At 66.0% G+C, this 18,802-nt stretch carries 15 protein-coding genes and 2 pseudogenes; 10 read left to right on the forward strand and 7 right to left on the reverse strand.

Annotated features, from left to right (window positions below):
• Window positions 1-353: 353 nt before the first annotated feature.
• Window positions 354-1,220, reverse strand: coding sequence for a hypothetical protein (locus WEF05_04640; GenBank protein ID MEX1101184.1), 867 nt, complete (start codon window positions 1,218-1,220; stop codon window positions 354-356).
• 75 nt (window positions 1,221-1,295) lie between these two features.
• A complete protein-coding gene (locus tag WEF05_04645) occupies window positions 1,296-1,721 on the reverse strand; it encodes a maleylpyruvate isomerase N-terminal domain-containing protein (protein MEX1101185.1) in 426 nt (141 codons plus the stop codon).
• A 694-nt stretch (window positions 1,722-2,415) separates the two neighbouring features.
• Between WEF05_04645 and WEF05_04650 the strand changes: the two genes are divergently transcribed.
• From WEF05_04650 to WEF05_04665, 4 genes and pseudogenes are all read left to right on the forward strand, one after another.
• Complete coding sequence (locus WEF05_04650; GenBank protein ID MEX1101186.1) at window positions 2,416-2,784, forward strand: hypothetical protein; 369 nt, start codon at window positions 2,416-2,418, stop codon at window positions 2,782-2,784.
• Window positions 2,785-3,202: 418 nt separating this feature from the next.
• Window positions 3,203-3,551: pseudogene (locus tag WEF05_04655) on the forward strand (spermidine/putrescine ABC transporter ATP-binding protein).
• Between the two features lie 128 nt (window positions 3,552-3,679).
• Window positions 3,680-4,780 (forward strand): Zn-dependent alcohol dehydrogenase, encoded by a 1,101-nt coding sequence (locus WEF05_04660; protein MEX1101187.1) that lies wholly within the window; start codon window positions 3,680-3,682, stop codon window positions 4,778-4,780.
• A gap of 18 nt (window positions 4,781-4,798) precedes the next feature.
• Window positions 4,799-5,110 carry an aldehyde dehydrogenase family protein gene (locus WEF05_04665; protein MEX1101188.1) on the forward strand — a complete coding sequence of 104 codons (312 nt, stop codon included), beginning with the start codon at window positions 4,799-4,801 and terminating at the stop codon, window positions 5,108-5,110.
• 62 nt (window positions 5,111-5,172) lie between these two features.
• Here the strand turns inward: WEF05_04665 and WEF05_04670 are convergent, their stop codons facing one another.
• The gene (locus tag WEF05_04670; GenBank protein ID MEX1101189.1) at window positions 5,173-6,804 is read right to left on the reverse strand and encodes an NAD(P)/FAD-dependent oxidoreductase; all 1,632 of its coding nucleotides are present in this window, start codon (window positions 6,802-6,804) and stop codon (window positions 5,173-5,175) included.
• A gap of 283 nt (window positions 6,805-7,087) precedes the next feature.
• Window positions 7,088-7,555 (reverse strand): Lrp/AsnC family transcriptional regulator, encoded by a 468-nt coding sequence (locus tag WEF05_04675; protein ID MEX1101190.1) that lies wholly within the window; start codon window positions 7,553-7,555, stop codon window positions 7,088-7,090.
• A gap of 152 nt (window positions 7,556-7,707) precedes the next feature.
• On the opposite strand from WEF05_04675, the gene WEF05_04680 reads away from it, so the two are divergent.
• The 3 genes from WEF05_04680 (at window position 7,708) to WEF05_04690 (ending at window position 11,034) form a co-directional block, all read left to right on the forward strand.
• Window positions 7,708-9,345 carry an NAD(P)/FAD-dependent oxidoreductase gene (locus WEF05_04680; GenBank protein ID MEX1101191.1) on the forward strand — a complete coding sequence of 546 codons (1,638 nt, stop codon included), beginning with the start codon at window positions 7,708-7,710 and terminating at the stop codon, window positions 9,343-9,345.
• Between the two features lie 57 nt (window positions 9,346-9,402).
• Complete coding sequence (locus tag WEF05_04685) at window positions 9,403-9,783, forward strand: VOC family protein (GenBank protein ID MEX1101192.1); 381 nt, start codon at window positions 9,403-9,405, stop codon at window positions 9,781-9,783.
• A gap of 75 nt (window positions 9,784-9,858) precedes the next feature.
• Window positions 9,859-11,034, forward strand: coding sequence for an aminomethyltransferase family protein (locus tag WEF05_04690; protein MEX1101193.1), 1,176 nt, complete (start codon window positions 9,859-9,861; stop codon window positions 11,032-11,034).
• Window positions 11,035-11,128: 94 nt separating this feature from the next.
• Here the strand turns inward: WEF05_04690 and WEF05_04695 are convergent.
• The 3 genes and pseudogenes from WEF05_04695 to WEF05_04705 all read right to left on the reverse strand — a co-directional run bounded on the left by WEF05_04695 (window position 11,129) and on the right by WEF05_04705 (window position 14,842).
• Window positions 11,129-11,539 (reverse strand): annotated as a pseudogene (locus tag WEF05_04695) (FAD-dependent oxidoreductase).
• A gap of 438 nt (window positions 11,540-11,977) precedes the next feature.
• The gene (locus tag WEF05_04700; GenBank protein ID MEX1101194.1) at window positions 11,978-13,342 is read right to left on the reverse strand and encodes an NAD-dependent succinate-semialdehyde dehydrogenase; all 1,365 of its coding nucleotides are present in this window, start codon (window positions 13,340-13,342) and stop codon (window positions 11,978-11,980) included.
• 348 nt (window positions 13,343-13,690) lie between these two features.
• Window positions 13,691-14,842, reverse strand: coding sequence for an FAD-dependent oxidoreductase (locus WEF05_04705; protein MEX1101195.1), 1,152 nt, complete (start codon window positions 14,840-14,842; stop codon window positions 13,691-13,693).
• 71 nt (window positions 14,843-14,913) lie between these two features.
• Between WEF05_04705 and WEF05_04710 the strand changes: the two genes are divergently transcribed.
• From WEF05_04710 to WEF05_04720, 3 genes are all read left to right on the forward strand, one after another.
• A complete protein-coding gene (locus tag WEF05_04710; protein ID MEX1101196.1) occupies window positions 14,914-15,963 on the forward strand; it encodes a C45 family peptidase in 1,050 nt (349 codons plus the stop codon).
• Between the two features lie 122 nt (window positions 15,964-16,085).
• Window positions 16,086-17,528 (forward strand): ATP-binding protein, encoded by a 1,443-nt coding sequence (locus tag WEF05_04715; protein ID MEX1101197.1) that lies wholly within the window; start codon window positions 16,086-16,088, stop codon window positions 17,526-17,528.
• Between the two features lie 45 nt (window positions 17,529-17,573).
• Window positions 17,574-18,779, forward strand: a complete 1,206-nt coding sequence (locus tag WEF05_04720) for an adenylate/guanylate cyclase domain-containing protein (GenBank protein ID MEX1101198.1) — start codon at window positions 17,574-17,576, stop codon at window positions 18,777-18,779.
• The last annotated feature ends 23 nt before the right edge of the window (window positions 18,780-18,802 follow it).

Genomic DNA, 18,802 nt, shown 5'->3' on the forward strand with positions numbered 1-18,802 from the left:
CATTTCCACTGCGGTTCGCTCGCGGCCACACGCAGGGAGGTCTTTCGAAGGACGTTGGTTTGCGCCTGAGGCGTTACCGAATCGGCGAAATCCGTTACGAGCAGGGTCCGTTACGAGCAGGGGATGGGCGGGCGGCCTGGCCCCTGGCCCCCTGGCCCTGGCCCTGGCCTTGGCCACCTGGCCAACCTGGCCCCGGACCGGTTGAATTGGTGGAAGAAATCCTCACCAAGCCATCTACCGGGGATTCTGATTGTAGCGACTCGGGAGGGTCGGGTCGCGGTAACGTTCGGATGCGCTGAGCTGTGCGCCTTGGATGTGCTGAAGGAGACTAGGCGTTCTCGGGGGTGGGGTGCCTATGCGGCGGCTGGGACGCCGCCGGCAGCCGCGTGGCGCGCGAGTGTCAGGGCGTTGACCATGAGCGCCCAGCCCAGGATTTCGACCTGCTGGCGTCGCCAGCCCAAGCTGTGTGCTCGCCCGAGGTAGAGTGTGTCCTCCAAACCCCTGTTCAGCGACTCGGCGTCGTTGCGTCGGCCGTAGAGGCGCGGGAAGTCTGGATCCGATGGAGGGATCGGACGGACGTTCTCGGTCCGATTGAATCTGCGGTCCCGGTCTTCGTCGTTTTGGTGAAGCCGGACCGTGACCTGACCCTCGCCGAGGTGCTCGGGGAGTCGGTAATCGTTGTACCAGCGGTAGAGGCCGTTCTTGTCGAGGTTTCGATGGGTTCGGATGCGCGTCAGCGCTTGGAAGACCTGCTCGCCCGCCTCCGTGGCGCGCAGGAGCCCAATCGCGCCAGCCTTCGCGAAGAGGCGAAGCGTCGTCGAGCTTCCGTCTGCGAGCTTCACCATCTTGTCCTCAACGTGGACCGTCTTCTCGCGTCGCTTGATCTTGCGCTTGAGGCTCCGTGAGCCCCACGTCTCCGCTGCAGCGACCATGTTGACCGGCACAATGCCGAGTTCCCTGAGGATCTTCTGGTGGTGGACCCCTCGAAGGGCAGTGTCATAGACGATGGCCTGTGCACCTGGCACGTGGGAGGCTAGCCGCTCGAAACAACCGACGGCCGTCGCTGCTTCGGATCCAGGTTCCGGGGCTCGATCTACATCCAGGATGATCCGACCGATCGGGGCGCGGGTCGCCACCATTACGAACTTTGTTCCCCAAACCGCCTCGCCCGTTCCCTCGAAGTGCAGTCCCGCGTCACCTTCGTAGCGGACGGGAATCACCTCACCTGTCTCGGTGTCGACGCGGGTGTCAGCGGCTAGGTTGAGGAGCTCTGCGGGTGTGCGCAGGCGACACCTTCAGGCGACGAACGCGCTGATCTCGGCCGTGTGCTCGTCGTAATGGTCGAACGTGTCGTCCCGGAACCATTCGACGGCGGTGTCGCCGGGATCGGGCGACGACGAGAAGGCGGCCCGCACTCGTGCGTGCCCCTGCTCCGCGCGCCCGACAACCTCGTCCCAGCTCATGCCGCGACCCGTGGCGAGGATCTCCGCCTCCTCGAGCTCTGAGTCCGCCGGCTCCAGGTCGGTGTCACCGGCCCGGTCCCGTTCGATCACGTCGGCGGCGTAGCCCGCCCAGTAGCCGACGTGCCACACCAGATCGTGGACGGTCCAGCCCGGGACGACACCCTCGACATCCCGGCGGTCGGCGGGGACGGCGCGAACGATCTCCGCGAACCGCCGCCACGCCTCGTCCTCGCGTCCCAGCATCTCCTCACGGTCCATCAATCACTCCTCCGCGCTCGCGAACCCCGGGAGGATACCGGTTGACGGCTCGGTCAGCGACGGCCGGATCGACGGGCACTCAGCGCTCTCTCTCCGGCAGCATCGAAGTTTCGGCCACGGATCGTCGTCCGCCACTCAATCCAGGAGGGGAAGGGGAAGGTCGCCGCAAGAGGAGGTAGCGCCCCAACCTGATCACCTTCGTGTCCTCCTCGGCCGAAGCGTCGCGACGTTCCGGTGGATCGAGTACCAGCGATGAGGGAACTCCCTGCTTGAACGCCTTTTGGGCGTCCGGTGGATCGGCGGACAGGAACAGGTCGCACCTGAAGGCGCGGAGGTACCCCGCTCGGGTACGGCACGCCGAGATCCGGCGGAGCGATTCGGGTGGGACGTGACCCGACGCCTGCAGTAGGTTGTGTCGAACATGCGATGTGTCCATCCTCGCGGCAACGAGTTCGGGGCGGCTGCGATGGCGTGGCTCGGTGAAGTGCGCAGCCACATCTGGCCCCGTCATGGAAGGGAGTAGGCGATGAAGGCGACTCGCTCCGTCCGAGTTGGCTTGGTGGTGTTCTCACTCTTGCTCTGGGTACCGGGAACGGTTTCTGCCGCTCCGAACGGGGGCTCGGGAGATGCGACCTCGATGTCGGTGACCTGTGTCGATTGGTTCCTGGGCGGTGGGCATCAGGATCACATCCACGTGGAGCTCCATGTCGAGGATGAGGCGGGCAACGGGGTTATCGGGGCCACGGTGACGTTCGCGAACTCCTACGACCGCCACGATGGAGCGGAGCCCTACGTCTATCAGATGCCCACGTCGACAACGACGAAGAGCGACGGCAAGAACCACGGCGCCGGATGCGCGGATCCCAGTGGCACCGGGGTGACCAGCTGGTTCTGCTGCATAGGCGCAGGCAAACACGATGGCGAAACCCCGGGCAAGCGAGCGTGCCCTGCCGGCTTCTACAGCACGCACGTGCTCAGTGTGACGCCGCCCGAAGGTTCGAATCTCATCTGGGATGGTGTGACGCCACCGAACGGTAGAGAGTTTCTCCCGAGTCACGCGTAGCGCAACTCGGGAGGTCACTCATTGGCTGTATCGCGCAGGCCTTAGTGGTAGGCGTCCGGACGCGGAGGAAAGCGCCAGTCGGTCCAAGTTCCGCATCGACGCATCGACGAGGACCTTGGCTCCGAAGCCCGGTATTGGCCGCTGGGACCCGAGCGCGGGCCGTCGTGTCGGCGATGCCCTTCGCCGTTCTCACAAGCGGGGGGCGAGCACGCACAAGCTGAACGTGAACACGGTGTTCCAGAACTACGCGCTCTTCCCGCACCTCTCGGTCGAGAAGAACGTCGCGTTCGGGCTGAAATACCGCGACGTCTCGAAGGCCGAACAGAGCGAGCGCGTCGGCCACGCGCTCGAGCTCGTGCGCCTGACCGGGGTTCGAGGCGCGGCGCCCGAACCAGCTTTCCGGCGGGCAGCAGCAGCGCGTCGCGCTCGCCCGTGCGCTGATGCTCCATCCCGCGGTGCGCTCCTGCTCGACGAAACTCCTCGGCGCCCTCGACGCGAAGCTGCGCAAGGCCCCCAAATCGAGCCGAAGACGATTCAGGAGGAGGTCGGCATCAACGTTCATCTACGTGCCGCACGACCAGGAAGAAGCGCTGACGATTTCGGACCGCATTGCGGTGATGTCGAACGGCTCCATCGAGCAGGTCGGCCCACCGCGAACATCGCGGTTCAGATCTCGAACCGCGCGAAGTCCTCGACCGCCAGCGTCTGCCGCCTTCCGGCCGCTGGATAAAGACCCGCTGCACGAGGATCGCCATCGTGATTGCTAGGAGGGACGCGGAGAGCATGATCGTCGCGACCGCGCTGAGGCTCGGGTTGCCGTCGAACTAGCCGCTCCCCATGCGTTCTTGGCAACGGAACGCCCACCGTCGATCGATCGGAGGAACAGATGAGAAGCATGAAGGCAGCCATCTTCGATGCACCGGGGCGCCAGCTCGCGATCGAACACCTCGAGATCGATCAGCCTCACGCGGGCGAGATTCTCGTCAAGTTGGCGGCTAGCGGCGTGTGCCACAGCGACTACCACGTCGTGCTCGGCGAATGGGCATCGCCGACGCCGATCGTCCTTGGTCATGAAGGCGCCGGCATGGTAGAGGCGGTCGGTGACGGCGTGACCGGTGTCGTCCCCGGGGACCACGTGATCCTTTCGTGGACGCCTTACTGCGGACGATGTTCCTACTGTTTGCGTGGACGACCTAGCCTCTGTGAAGTCGCGGCAAAAACAACTTACGAAAGCGTGCTCTTCGACGGAACCACGCGCATCCGCCGCGGCGAAGAGAACGTCCACGCCTACCTCTCGGTTGGTTCGTTCGCAGAGTACGCCGTCGTTCCTGAGACGGGCTCGGTCGTGATCGCGAAGGATGTACCACTCGACCTAGCTTCGATCGTTGGCTGTGCGGTCACCACGGGGATCGGAGCGGCGATCAACACCGCCTCGGTGGAACCGGGAAGCAGCGTTGTGGTGATCGGTTGTGGCGGCGTCGGGCTCTCTATCGTCATGGGTGCTGCCCTCGTCTCCGCTCATCCGATCATCGCGGTGGACGTCGTCGACTCGAAGCTCGCGCTTGCGGAGCGGGTCGGTGCGACCGAAGTGGTGAACAGCCGCCGTCAGGACATGTCGGACGTCGTGCGTCAGCTGACCCACGGGCGGGGTGTCGATTACGCCTTCGAAGCGATCGGTCTCGCATCGACGATCGAATCGGCGTACGAGGCGCTGGCGCCCGGTGGAACAGCCGTCGTCGTCGGGCAGGCGGCAGAAGGGGTCAAGGCATCGTTCGATCCGCAAGTCATGTCGGATAGGGAGAAGCGCTTGATCGGCTGCAATTACGGCTCGGCACGGCCGCCGCTCGATTTCCAGCGGATCATCGACTTGTCCATGGCTGGCAAGATCGACCTCGAGGCGCTCGTCAGCCAGCGGATCGGCTTAGAAGAGGTCAACGACGCTTTCGCTGCGATGGGGCGCGGTGAGGTCGCTCGCAGCATCATCTGCTACAGCTAAATCGACAACGGCGCAGGCATCGCACGCGAGGAGATCTTCGGGCCCGTGATGTCGGTGATCCCGTTCGAGACGCCGGACGACGTGCTCGCGATGTCGAACGACAACGACTACGGCCTCGCGGCGGCGATCTGGACGAACGACATCAAGAAGACGATGCGCACCGCGCAGGCGATCCGCACCGGCATCGTGTGGATCAACGACACGCAGCCCGCGCCGACCGAGATGCCGTGGGGCGGCTACAAGCAATCGGGGGTCGGACGCGAGCTCGGCAAGCACGGCTCGATGACTACCTCGAGGAGAAGGCCGTCTACCCTGAACCTCGCGGACTGACCGATGTAGAGACGCCTTCGGTGGGGCACCTTCGGGTGTCCCACCCGAAGGAGCACCGCCGCCTACCTCCGCTCGATCGCCTTGTCCCTCAGGATCTCGCGGACGCAATGGTGGCCAGGAAGCCCGGTCACGCCGCCGCCAGCGTGGGTCGCGCTCGACGCCTGATAGAGGCCGCGGATCGGGGTGCGGTAGTCGGCGTATCCGACGGCCGGCCGCATGTGGAACAGCTGATCGACGCTGAGCTCCCCGTGGAAGATGTTCCCGCCGATCAGATCCCAGCCCTCCTGCATCTGCTTCGGGCCGATCACCTGCTTCGCGAGCACCGAGCTGCGGAACCCCGGCGCCACGGCCTCCATGTGGTCGATCAACCGGTCCGCGTAGGCGTCGAGGTCGGCGGCATGGTCGTCCTCGTCGTCGGCCCAGTCGGCGGGCACCCACTGCGTGAACATCGACATGGTGTGGATGCCTTCGGGCGCCAAGGTCGTGTCTTTCACCGTCGGGATCTCGGTATCGCTGAAGGGAAGCGTCGACGCCGTGCCCGCACGCGCCTCCTGGTAGGCCATCTCGAGCTGATCGATGTCGTCGAGCAGCTCGATCGCGCCGCCGTGGATCTCCGGGTCATAGTCGGGATCGGCCGTGAACGTCGGCAAGCGGTCGATCGCGAGGTTCACCTTCGCGGTGCCGCTGCGGGTCTTCAAGTGCTCGATGTCGTGAACGAAGTCGCTCGGGAGCTCCTCGCGGTCGAGCTGCTGCAGGAACGTGATCTTCGGGTGGCACGCGGTGACCACGACCGGCGCGTGCAGCTCCTCGCCGCCGTCGAGGACGACTCCCGTGACGCGACCGCCGGATGTCGAGATGCGCGCGACCGGGGCGTTGACTCGGACCTCGGCACCGAAGAACCTCGCGGACCCCTCGCACGCCGCCGCCACGGCGCCCATTCCGCCTTCCATGAAACCCCAGATGCCGGCCTGCCCGGAGCCGATGTCGCCGCCTGAGTTATGCATCAGAACGTACGCGGTCCCGGGCGCGTCGGGACCGGCCCACGTGCCCATGATGCCGTTCACGCCCATGAATCCCTTCATCTGCGGCGTCTCGAACCACCGCTCGAGGAGATCCGTCACGCTCATCGTGAACAACCGGGTGACGTCGGCGACGGTCCGCTCGTCGACGTGCTTGCGGAGCTTCGAGCCGAGCTTGCCGAGGTCCCACAGGTCGCGCGGCCTCTTCGACCCGACGTGCGGCGGCGTCTCCATCAGCAGCGGCCACAGGATGTTCGAGATCCGCGAGATCCAGTCGAAGAACTCGAAGTACGCGTCGGCGTCGCGTTTCGAAAGCTTCGTGATCGAGTCACGCGTCGTCTGCTCGTTCTCGGACTGGATGATCGAGCCGCCGTCGCGCATCGGCATGTACCCGTGACCGAGCGGGAGAAGCTTGAACCCGAACCGCTCGAGCTGGAGGTCCCGTCGGACCGACGGCGGCATCAGCGCCATCGTGTGGCTGAGCGTGTTCACCTTGACGCCCGGAAGCTCGTCTGGCCACGGCTCGCTCGTGTCGGCCGCTCCTCCCGTCTTGAGGCGCTTCTCGAGCACGATGGTCCTCGCCCCATGCTTTGCGAGGTACGCGGCGGCGACGAGCCCGTTGTGCCCTCCGCCAACGACGATCGCGTCGTACCGGTTCGTTTGCAGCTCATGCATCGTCGACTCTCCGTTGGCGCGAGACCAGCGTGCAGAGTACACCGGACGGGCTGGCCAGACGGCGGCACGATGGCGTCGCATACCGGCGCCGCCATCGCTCGCGGTCGCGAAGACCCCCGAACGACGTCAAGGGCAGCCATCTCGTATCCGGCATGCGCTTCCCCTCACCGTCGTCGTTCCTGTCGAAGTCGGCACCATTTTGGCGAGCAGCGGCTCCGGTGGGCCTGAACACGCTCGCGACAACTGAGCGTCGGCGGACGCGCCGCGGCGCCACGGCGATGACTCACGGGCTGGGTGTCTGGGCGAACCGACTGAAGCGGAAATCTTCCTTCTCGACGCGCAGCACGATGAAGGTGTCGATGTGGGTGATTCCGGGGATGGCACGGACATCGTCGAGCATCCTCATCAGGTCCTCGTTGTCGCGGCATATGACTTCAGCCATGAGGTCGTATCCCCCCGTGGTGCGCGAAAGGAAGACGACCTGCTGCTGGCACGCGAGTCGTTCGACGGCCTTCCCCAGCGAGGGACCCTGGATCCGTAGTCCCATGTTCAGGTACAGCAGCCCGAGCGAGTTTGGGTCGACGTCCACGACGAATTTCAAGCCGAAGCGTCTGGTCAGTCGTCGGACTCTGGCACGAACCGTCGTATCCGATACGCCCAGCCGCTCGGCGATCTTGATGAACGGCATCCGTCCGTCGACCTGAAGTAGGTCGACGATCCGGATATCGAGCTCATCGAACGGGCGTCTCATCCTCGCATCTTCGCAGTCGTGAGGGCTGCTGTCGTCGATATCCGAACCAAAAGGGGGCTTCGGTCCCCGGGTTCGGACTCCAGGCTAACGTACTGTGTCGCGACTAGCTACTGCTCCGCCCACCAACTCCGGAGACAAGAGGGACACGGTTGATGAAGGCTGATAGCTACGATGTCATCGTCGTCGGGGGGGGTCACAACGGGCTCGTCGCTGCTGCGTACCTCGCCAAGATGGGGGCGAGGGTTCTGGTGCTCGAGTCCCGGCACAAGACGGGTGGTGCCGCCGACACGTCTTCACCCTTCCCTGAGCACCCCGACGTGAAGGTCACGACCCTGTCCTACGTGATGAGTCTCATGCCGCAGACGCTCGTCCGCGACCTGCGTCTGGAAGCGTTCGGCTACGAGGTCGTGCCCATGGCAGGCTCCTACGCTCCGCAACCGGGTTCGGGCGGTATCCGCGATGACCAAGGGAAGCGCGACCGGTTCCGCGAAACCTTATCCTGCTTCTCGAAGGCTGACGTGGGCGCCTACGAAGACTGGTCGGCCTGGCTCGAACGTAGTGCGTCCTTCCTCGGCCCGATCTTGATGGAAACACCGCCGGATCTGGGATCGGTCACCCTCGGAGATCTCGCGGAACAGGTGCGCTTCGCGCTTCGGCATCGTTCCGGCATGAGCTCCCGCCTCGCGGCCGACATCACCAAGCTGTTCACGATGAGCGCTGCGGACCTGCTCGACGAGTGGTTCGAGTCGTCGGAGCTCAAGGCCCTCATTGCCACCGGCGGCATCATCGGAACATGGGCCGGACCGGAGGAACCGGGAACGGCCTATGTTTTGATGCATCACGCCGTCGGGGACCTCGGCGACGGCACACTCTCTGAGTGGGGATACCCCATCGGCGGCATGGGCGCCGTGACCGGCGCGTTGCGGGCGAGCGCAGAGTCCTTCGGCGCCGAGATCCGAGTCGATAGTCCGGTCGAACGCATCGTGGTCGAGGGCGGCGCGGTGCGCGGCGCGGTGACCCGGGCAGGCGAGGAATACCGAGCAACGTTGGTCATCTCGGCCTGTCACCCGAAGATCACGTTCTTGAAGCAGATCGACCGCGAGGAGCTGCCCGGCGAGTTCGTTCGTGACATCGAGAACTGGAAGACGCGGAGCGGGACCGTCAAGATCAACCTGGCGCTGTCGCACATGCCTGCCTTCCGCGACGACCCGGACGGTGAGGATCCGGAGATCGCCGGCTCCTCGATCATGGTCGCACCCAACATCCGGTACCTCGAGAAGGCGTTCGAGGAGGCGCGCGATGGCAGGGCCTCCACCGCGCCGTTCTCGGAGACCTGCATCCCGAGTTACTACGACCCAACGCTCGCGCCCGAAGGCATGCACGTGATGTCGATGTTCACGCAGTGGGTGCCTCATGAGTGGGCGCAGGACCGCAACCAAGACGAGCTCGAGGCGTATGCGGACCGGCTGGTTGATATCCACGACGACTTCATGCCGGGCTTCAAGGACACGATCGTGGGCCGCCAGGTCATCGGGTCGTGGCAGATGGAGAACGAATGGGGCCTCATCGGAGGCAACATCTTCCACGGCGAGCTGTCGACGAACCAGCTGTTCCACATGCGGCCCGCGGTGGGCTACGCGGACTACCGCACGCCGATCCACGGGCTCTATCAGGCATCCTCGGGCACGCACGCAGGCGGTGGCGTGACCGGGCTGCCCGGCCATCACGTCGTCCGCGAGATCGTCAAGGATCGCAAGCGGAACCGGTTCCGGCGGCGAGGCTCGGGTTGAATCAAGGGCCACGGCGCCGGGTGATGGCTCGAAAAGGGAGCAGGCGAGCGGCAGAAGATGGCGAACGAGGGACAGAAAGCCGCTCGACTCGACTCGGTGACGATCGACTGTCATGACCCCGAGCGCCTCGCGAGTTTTTGGGCTTCGATCTTCGGAGCCGTGGAACAGTGGCGCGGCGGCGATCCGGTGCAATACGTGGATCTGGGTGAGACCGAAGGATCTCCGGTGCTTCGATTCCAGCGGGTGCCTGAGCGGAAGACAGTCAAGAACAGGATCCATCTCGACCTGCACGTGGACGACATCGAGGAGGCGTGCGGGCAGATCATCGCGTTGGGTGGTGCGAGAGTGGCGCAAAACGACCTCAACGAATACGACGTCGCATTCAGGGTGATGCTCGACCCTGAGAGCAACGAGTTCTGCTTGATATCCGAAGGGTAGATCCGTGAACGCGCCGAGGAACGGCGCGACCAGGCCTGGACTCGCTCCCGATGGATGAGAGATGGGGAGAACCAAGTGGAACCGATCGCGATTGAGGACATTCCGCCAGACGTCTACGTCGGCCCGTTCCACGAGAAGCAGCGTGCGCTGGGTGGGACTTTCTACGAGGACTACGGAACGCTATGGACGGCCACATTCGGAGATCCTGAGTCGGAATACTGGTCGGTCCGCAGGGGCGCGGCACTGTGGGACACGTACGCCCTGGTCAAGTTCCGGCTCACAGGGCGGGACACACTCCCGGCGCTGGACCGGCTGTTCACGCGGCGACTCGCAGACGCCGAGTCCGGCGTCGTGCGCTATGGGATGCTCCTCGATGAGCAAGGCCGGATGCTTGACGAGGCGACGGTCGTCGTCCTGTCTCCCGAGGAGGCATACCTTTTCGGGAACGATGGGGGAGCGACCTTCACGGCTCACATGGCCGCGCATACCGTGGGGCTGCAGCTCGACATCGAGGATGTCAGCCGAGCGCTCCCATGCCTCGCCGTGCAGGGGCCTCGTTCGTTCGAAGTGCTCGCGAAACTGTCTGGCACGGACTTCGGATCACTACGCTGGTTCCGTTGTCTGCCGGACCCGGTCGAGATCGCGGGAGTGAGGGGGCTCTTAGTGCGCGCCGGCTTCACGGGTGAGCTCGGCTACGAGTTCTACCTGCTGGATGGGGATGACGGTGCTGAGCGTCTTTGGGAAGCGATCGCCGGTGCAGGTGCGGCGCCTATCGGCTTGGATGCCATCGAGAAGCTTCGGATCGAAGCGGGTCTGCTCATCGCCGAGGAGGACTACGTGCCCGGTGAGACCGACCCTCTGGACCTCGGGATGGAACGGTTCATCGACTTTGATGGCCACGACTTCGTCGGTCGCGATGCGGTGATGGAGCGGACGCAAGATCCGCCGCGACGGTTCGTGACGCTGGCGCTGGAGGGTGAAGTGGCGCCCCATCATGGAGCGCCGGTGAACGTCGGGGGCAGAATCGTCGGCGATGTCCGAAGCGCTGACGTTTCGCCTCGTTTCGGAACCCTTGCGCTGGCCGTTGTGGAAACTGCGCACGCCGCGCCCGGAGGCCGCGTGATGGTCGGTGGTTCGGCCGGTCGCGTCCATCCGGTCCCTATCGACGACCCTGAGAAGCTCCGGCCACGTAGTGACCCTCGAGATCCGGTGACGGTCGACGGGCTGGACGCGAAGCAACGGCAACGCTAGACGCGAGACCGACGGTCGATGCGGCGGACCGTCGGGTTCCTGGATCAGCCCGAAGACCGCGACGGTGGCTCGATGAACGACCCGCTCTACGAGTGAACCCCAGACCGGCCGCGTCGAGCAGCTTCAGCCCGTGCCCTCGCCTGCCCCGTCGGTCCGCCCGGTCAGCGCTCTTCGGGTCAGCTGGATCCCGGGTATCGAAGGGCTCGGGGGAGAACGGGATCGGGTTCCTGCGCACCATCTGCAGCCTGGTCCGCTGCGTGTCCCTCCCGTGCACCAGGTCGAGAGCCACACGGGCGCCGAAGCGAGTGGCTCCCACGCTGCTCAGGCAGGTGTAGCCAGCAGCGTACGCTACCCGACCGTTCCGGGCGGTCCCGAAGAAGACGCTGAAGCGGCTGCACGTATCGATCGCTCCCGCCGATCGGTGCGAGAATCGCAACCCTTCGAGCTGAGGGAAGGTCTGGAAGAAGTGGGTCGCCAGCAGGTCGAACGTATCCGGGCGCTCTTCCAACCTGGGATCGAGGCCCGTTGCGCGGGACGGAACGTCTCGTCGCCGGGATCGTTGGCGGTGTCGTAGTAGAAGTCGCCGACCCAAATCGGACGGGAAAGTGATCCCGAGCTCTACCCACCGATCCACCACTCGTCACCCCATAGGCCGGTGTCGCTGTAGTACCGCTCGACCGTGCCGAGGAGCTCGCGCACCGGAAGCCCGGGCGCAGCTTCCCGGCCACGACGTCGACCGCTCCGGTCACGTGGTCGATCGGCTCCCACGGGTTCGCCGAGGGCTCCCGATCGAGAAGCAGTGCGCCATGTTCGCGTGCGGCCCGACCTGGTCCGGGCCGGTAGAAATCCTGGCAGAAATCATAGCCCGGCTTGGTTCCGGGGCACTTGATACTAGCGATTCGAGGAGAGTTGGTCTCGGTATCGGCTAGCTCTCGTCCCGACCTCAGCCGGCGCGGATCAGTTTCTTGTTCACGAACTCGTCGGCGCCGAGGCGGCCGAGCTCGCGGCCCCAGCCCGAGTTCTTGACGCCACCGAAGGGCAGCTCGACGCCATCGGCAAGCACGCAGTTCACGTACACCATGCCGGCCTCGATGCGGTCGGCGACACGGTTGGCCTGCGCCTCGTCCGTCGTGTACAGGTAAGAGCCGAGGCCGAACGGTGTGTCGTTCGCGATACGGACAGCCTCGGTCTCATCCTTCGCCCGGTAGACCTGGGCGACGGGACCGAAGAACTCCTCCTTGGAGGCGGGGTTCTCGGGGGCGACGTCCGTCAGCACGGTCGTCTGGAAGTACGCCCCGTCACGGGCGCCGCCGTGCGCGAGCGTCGCGCCGTTGGCGACCGCACGCTTCACCTGCTCGTCGAGGCCCTCGGCGGCCCCGCGCGAGGACAACGGGCCGAGTGAAGAGTCTTCCGACTTCGGGTCGGTCGCCTCGATCTCGGCGAGCTTCGCGGTGAACTTCTCGAGGAAGGACTCGTACAGGTCGTCGGCGACGATGAACCGCTTGGCCGCGTTGCAGGACTGGCCGCTGTTGTCGAGGCGCGCGTCGACCGCGTTCTGCACGGTGGCGTCGAGGTCGTCGGTCGACAGCAGGATGAAGGGGTCCGAGCCTCCGAGCTCGAGGACGACCTTCTTGAGGTGCCGGCCGGCGATCTCGGCGACCTGAGCGCCGGCTCGCTCGGAGCCGGTAAGCGAGACACCCTGCACGCGCGGATCCGCGATGATCCGCTCGATCTGGTCGTGTCCGGCGTAGAGGTTCTGGTATGCGCCGGGCGGGAAGCCGGCTTCCAGGAAGATCTGCTGCTGTGCAGCGGCGGACTCGGGGCATTGCGCGGCGTGCTTCAGCAGGATGGTGTTGCCGATGATGAGGTTCGGTCCCGCGAAGCGGGCGACCTGGTAGTAGGGGAAGTTCCACGGCATGATGCCGAGCAGCACCCCGAGCGACGAACTGCGAACGACTGCCGAGCCCTCGCCGTCCAGGAGTTGGATCGGCTCATCCTGAAGGAAGCCCGCCGAGTGATCGGCGTAGTACCCGTAGATCGCCCCGGCGAAGTCTGCCTCGCCGAGTGCCTGCTCGATCGGCTTGCCCATCTCGCGAACGATGAGCTCCGCCAGCTCCTGGCGACGCTCGACGTGGAGTTCGCCAACGCGGCGGATGAGGGCCGCGCGCTCTTCGGCCGTCGTCGACTTTGACCATGTGCGGTGCGCATCGTCGGCCGCGGCGATCGCCCCGTCGAGTTCGGCGTCCGTGATGGTGTCGAAGGTCTTGACCGTCTCGCCTGTTGCGGGGTTGGTCACGGCATAGGCCATGGTGCGGTCTCCTTGTCAGTTGGCCACCACAGGTGGTGGCGATCCTCTGGTCATCATGACAGTGTTGGACCAAGCCAACATCCTGCCGATCCGGAGAAACACACCGGCGTTACCAAAAATCCGTTACCAGCGGGAGATCAGCACCGCGTGTGAACTGGGGCGGAACCGATTTCTACCACCCCGACCTGGCCACCTGGCCACCTGGCCCGGACCGGTGGAGAACCTGACAGAAATCACCGCCTAGGTCATCACCAGCGTGTTCGAGTGTAGCGAGTGGAGGAGGGGGGCCTGAGCGTGGTAACGCCATCTTGGCCTCAAGGGTGCTTCGGGCAAGGATCTGGGCTGTCGCTAGCGCGAGATGGGCGTCATCGGTGACGCTTGGCCCGTCTTCAGTGCCGGCCTTTCGAGAGAGAACAACTCGAGGTCCTCACGCGGGACGCCGTCGGCGACATCGGCCACGAGTTCCCCGAGCGCAGGACCGAACTTGAACGCATGGCCGGAGCACCCGGCCGCGACGACGATCGGATCCCGTCGGCCGATCGCGAAGTCGCCGTCGGGGGTCATCGTCCAGGGGTGCCGCTGTGTGCGCTCGATACGCGGTTCGACGGTCGGCATCCGCGCGGCGAGCCACGCGATCATCCGCTCTTCCTCGGCCCGGTCGGGCGGCCACGCTTCGACGTCCGGGAGCCACGGTTGCGACGATCCGGCGTCGAACGCGACCTTGTAGCCGATCCCGGGGACCGGATGTCCGTATACGCCGACTCCGTCGTCCGCTAGCCAGTCGGCGAGACCCGGGCGATCGACGAGCTGTGGGGCGTCGAGGAACGTCACCTGCGCCACCGACGGTGCGAGGGGAAGGTCGATACCGACGGTCCGCAACAGGTCACCCGACCATGGGCCCGCCGAGACCACGACCTGGTCGGCCCGCACCCTCCGCCTGTCGGTTACCACTACTGCCTCATCCCCCTCGACCTCGATCTCGACGCACCGCTCCGGCATCGACAGCGTCGCCCCCGCCGCTGCCGCGTCGACGCAAAGCGCTCGCATCGCGATATCGGCGAGCACGGTTCCCGCCTCCGCGTGGAACAGCGCTCGTTCGCGCTCTCGCGTCGCGAGCTCGGGAAACCGCCTCCTGACCCCGGTCGCGTCGAGCTCGTCGAACGCAACGCCGGTCGCGTCCATCGCTGCAGCCAATGCGTCGAGCTTCGCGTCGGGTCCGAGGTCCACCTGGCCGGTCTCGACCAACAGCGTGACGTCCTGGGATGCCTCGATGCGTCGCCATCGCGCAAGTGCCTCCCGCGCGAGACGCACATACCCCTCGTCGTCATAGGCCACCCGGACGGATCGCGATGCGCCGGTCGACGACGTGACCGGATGGCCGGTCCCCCACCTATCGATGCCGACGACGGTGCGTCCTCTTCGTGCGAGGGCTCCGGCGGTGGAGATCCCAACCACGCCGAGTCCGACCACGACGACATCGGCGCGCTCTGTCACCCTCATTCGACCATCATGCACTTGGTCCATGCCCTCGCCCTGACCCACGGTTCGGCCCACGCCGGTAGGCTCGGTCCATGCGGATGATCAGATCGTCCGGCACACCGTTCGAGCGCGGACGCACCGTAGGCACAGAGCTTCGCGCGGAGATCGAGCGATCCGTCGCGTTCACCATGTCATGGGCAGACGGCCTCGGTGCCGACCGCTCGCGCGTCGAGCAGCTATTGGCCCCGTACGATCGCGCAAGCAACGCCGTCGTGCCCGACCTGATGGAGATTTTGGTCGGCATGGCGGCCGGCTCGGGCGTCGATCCCGCCGCGCTGCGAGCGGCCAACGCCTTCGAGGAGCTCTACGGCGTGCTCGACCCCGAGGCGATGGGCGCCCCCGTCGAGCGGTGTACCGACGCGCTCCTCCAGGGTTCCGACGGGCCGATCCTGGTGCATCAGGAACAGTGGTACGCAGGAGACGCGGACAGCGTCGCCATCGTGATCGATGAGCCCGATGACGGCATCGCGGTGGTCGCCCCCGTGGTGGCGTCCGGGCTACCGCTGGTCGGCATGAACGCCACCGGAGCTGCGCTCGGCGCGATGTCGCTCACGGCGAGCGACGAGCAGGCCGGCGTGCCTCGCATGTTCATCGCGCGCCGGGCGCTCGATGCTCGCGATCGCGACGATGCGTGGCGAACCGTGACGATGCCGGAACGAGCGGGCGGCTACAGCTGGTGCTACGCGTTCGCAGACGGCGACACGGCGATCTTCGAAACGACCGCCACCGCCGCCGCGGATCTGCGCGGCACAACCGCGCACTCGAACCACGCGCTCGACGACACCGTGGCTGTGGTGTGCCCGGCGAGTTCTGACGGTTCCCGAAGCCGGCTGGCCCGGATGCAGGCGCTCACAGCCGGCCGGGAAGAGTGGACCGTGGCGGAGGCTTGTGAGCTGCTGGGTGACCATGGCGCCGACGCGCAGAACATCTGCGTCCATCCCGATCCCACAGAAGGGCCTGAGGCGAGTGCGATCATGTTCGGCATGGTGGCCGAGGTCGCCAACCGCACGCTTTGGGTGGCACCCGGCAATCCGTGCGAGAACGCGTTCGAGCCTTACCGGCTCGACGAACTCCTCGGCTGAGCGAAAACGGGCGGACGTTCTTGCCGTTGAGCCCGCGGCCAACCTGGCCCGGCCGACCTAGGGTGTCGCCGCAGCGCGGTTGAGTGATTCGAAGGTACCCGGGAGCCGGTAGGCTGCACGCCATGTCCGGCTCGCAACAACCGACGCGGGAGGCAAGCGAGGCCGACCCGCAAGCATGGTCGGTCGACGGGCAGACGTTCGCGTTCCTCGCGCCACTCGGGGTCGATCTCCCGCTGGGTGCATTCGTCATCATCGACGTCAACGGCGCAGCCTGCCTCGGGCAGATCCTCGATCGTGAGGTGGCCGATGGCGACCACGGCGTTGCGCGTTCCGCGCGCGGGGTCGGACGCCTGTACATGCCTTCCGATGAAGTCCAAGCCGCGGGTTCCTCGGGATTCCCCGCGAGCCCGCTCCGCCTCGCGTCGATCGACGAGGTGCGGGAATGTGGGGTACTGGAGGCGGGGACCGCACTTGAGGTCGGATCCACCGATGTAGGGGCGGGATCCATCCCCACGCACATCAAGGCCGGGGGGTTCACACGGCATACCTTCCTCTGCGGACAGAGTGGTTCCGGCAAGACCTACGCGACCGGCGTCATCCTCGAGCGGCTGGCGGTCGAGACCTCGCTCCGCATGATCGTCATCGACCCCAACGGCGACTATCGCAGTCTGTCGGAATCCCGCGACGACGCAGACCCTGCCGCCGCCGCTCGGCTCGCTGAGATCGGCGACCGTATCCAGCTTCATGCTGAACGAGCGGAGCTCGGTCCCCCGAAGATCCGGATCGCCGATCTGACTCCGGCCGCCCAGCTTGCCCTGCTCCGCCTGGACCCCGTCGCCGACAGGGAGGAGCTCGCGACCCTGCTGACGCTGCACGAGCGACGATCTCTCGGTGAAGATCCCCAACTCTTGCAGGCCGCGCTGAACGATCCCGAGAACTCTGATCCTCTCGCGATGCGGATCCGCGCCCTGGGAATCGGAACCTGGCGCACATGGGCGCTCGGCCAACCTTCGATCCTCGACCGGCTCGATGGCCCGACTGATGTCACCGTGCTCGATGTCTCAGCCGTCGATCGTGCCGAAGAGATGTACGCGATGGCGGCAGCAACCCTCGATCGGCTGTGGGAGCGACGTTCGGACCGCATACCGACGCTCATCGCGATCGACGAGGCACACCACCTCTGCACCGCTCAGCCTGACGGGTTGCTCCAGGCCTACGTCACCGACCGGCTCGTGCAGATCGCCGGAGAGGGGCGCAAGTACGGACTGCACCTCCTTTTGGCGACGCAACGGCCCGCGAAGCTGCACCCCAACGTCATGTCCCAATGCGACAACTTGATCCTCCTGCGGATGAACTCGCTCGCCGACCTCGTCGACGTTCGGTCGATGTTCGGTTTCGCGCCGCATGGCCTCATCGCACAAGCGGTGAACTTTCGAAAGGGGGACGCCCTGATCGCCGGCGAGATCTCGCCCGTGCCCCAGCGCATGCGCTTCGGCGGTCGCGTCTCGGCGGAGGGCGGAAGCGATATCCCCACTGATTGGACTCGACCACGTGCGGACGCCTGATCGTTCGAGAGCCTGCGCGGGGGGACGGACTGCGATGATGTGGCCGTGACCGGGATCACACGCGAAGAGCTCGCACACCGCGTCGGCGCCGCCGTCAACGATATCGACCGGCTGGTCGATATCGGCATCATCACTCCCGGCGAACGGTCCGCCTTCTCCGGGGGAGACGTGTGGCGAGCACGATTCCTCCTTGGGATGGAGCAAGGCGGGCTGTCGCTGCAGGCGGTCGGCGCGGCGGTCCAAAGCGGCGACCTCTCGTTCGAGTTCTTCGATGCCCCCTACTGGGATCGGTTCGGCGGCCTGCGCGACGAAACGTTCGCGGACGTCAACAGGGAGACGGGTCTCAGTCTGCGTCTACTGGCATCCGTCCGGGAGGCGAGCGGTTACGCGAGCCCTTCGCCCGACGATCGGATACGGGTGGACGAACTTGCCGCGATCGAGCTGCTCAAGATGTCGATCGGGGCCGGGATAGCCCCCGACGCCATCGAGCGGCAGCTGCGCGTCTGGGGCGAAAGCATCGGCCGGATCGCGGATGCGGATGCGAACTTTTGGCACGAGCAGGTCGAGGTCCCGTTCTTGGAAGCCGGCCTCAGCCATTCACAGATGCTCGCCGCGGCGGGTGACGTGTCCGACGCGATGTCCCCGCTGCTCGACCCGGCGCTCCTGTCCACCTACCACGCTCAGTCGGAGCACACGTGGATGGCGGGCGTCATCGAGGCGGTCGAGGCGACCTTGGAGAAGGCGGGCCTGCACGAGAGCGAGGGACATCCGCCAGCGATGTGCTTCTTGGACGTGAGCGGCTATACGAGGTTGACGGAGGAGCGAGGCGACGCAGCCGCAGCCGATGTCTCCTCCCGGCTGGGTGAGCTCGTCGGTCGCAGTTCGCGCGACCGCGCCGGCCGACCCGTCAAATGGCTGGGCGACGGCGTTATGGTCCACTTCAAGGAGCCGGCCAAGGCGGTCGGGTTCGCCCTCGAGATGCGGGACGAGGTGCCAACCGCGGGCCTGCCCCCCGTGCACGTCGGGATCGCAGCCGGGCCGCTGATCTACCAGAGCGGCGACTATTTCGGAAGGACCGTGAACCTTGCCTCGCGCATCGCTGCGTACGCGACCGCCGACCAGGTCCTGGTCGACGACCAGACGACCCTGGCGACCACGGATCAGGACGTGGCATTCGACGAGATCGGGCCGGTGGAACTCAAGGGAGTCGCGCAGCCCGTCCGTCTCTCGGAAGCTCGTCGTCTCACCTGATCGGGTGCTCGGGGCGATGAGCC

The sequence above is a fragment of the Actinomycetota bacterium genome, from assembly GCA_040881665.1.
In the GTDB taxonomy this organism is placed as follows: domain Bacteria; phylum Actinomycetota; class UBA4738; order UBA4738; family HRBIN12; genus JBBDWR01.

Excerpts from the sequence above, each read along its gene's own strand:
- WEF05_04645 (MEX1101185.1), bottom strand. The coding sequence starts at position 1,721 with ATGGACCGTGAGGAGATGCTGGGACGCGAGGACGAGGCGTGGCGGCGG.
- WEF05_04660 (MEX1101187.1), top strand. The coding sequence starts at position 3,680 with ATGAAGGCAGCCATCTTCGATGCACCGGGGCGCCAGCTCGCGATCGAA.
- WEF05_04670 (MEX1101189.1), bottom strand. The coding sequence starts at position 6,804 with ATGCATGAGCTGCAAACGAACCGGTACGACGCGATCGTCGTTGGCGGA.
- WEF05_04675 (MEX1101190.1), bottom strand. The coding sequence starts at position 7,555 with ATGAGACGCCCGTTCGATGAGCTCGATATCCGGATCGTCGACCTACTT.
- WEF05_04680 (MEX1101191.1), top strand. The coding sequence starts at position 7,708 with ATGAAGGCTGATAGCTACGATGTCATCGTCGTCGGGGGGGGTCACAAC.
- WEF05_04685 (MEX1101192.1), top strand. The coding sequence starts at position 9,403 with ATGGCGAACGAGGGACAGAAAGCCGCTCGACTCGACTCGGTGACGATC.
- WEF05_04700 (MEX1101194.1), bottom strand. The coding sequence starts at position 13,342 with ATGGCCTATGCCGTGACCAACCCCGCAACAGGCGAGACGGTCAAGACC.
- WEF05_04705 (MEX1101195.1), bottom strand. The coding sequence starts at position 14,842 with ATGAGGGTGACAGAGCGCGCCGATGTCGTCGTGGTCGGACTCGGCGTG.
- WEF05_04710 (MEX1101196.1), top strand. The coding sequence starts at position 14,914 with ATGCGGATGATCAGATCGTCCGGCACACCGTTCGAGCGCGGACGCACC.
- WEF05_04715 (MEX1101197.1), top strand. The coding sequence starts at position 16,086 with ATGTCCGGCTCGCAACAACCGACGCGGGAGGCAAGCGAGGCCGACCCG.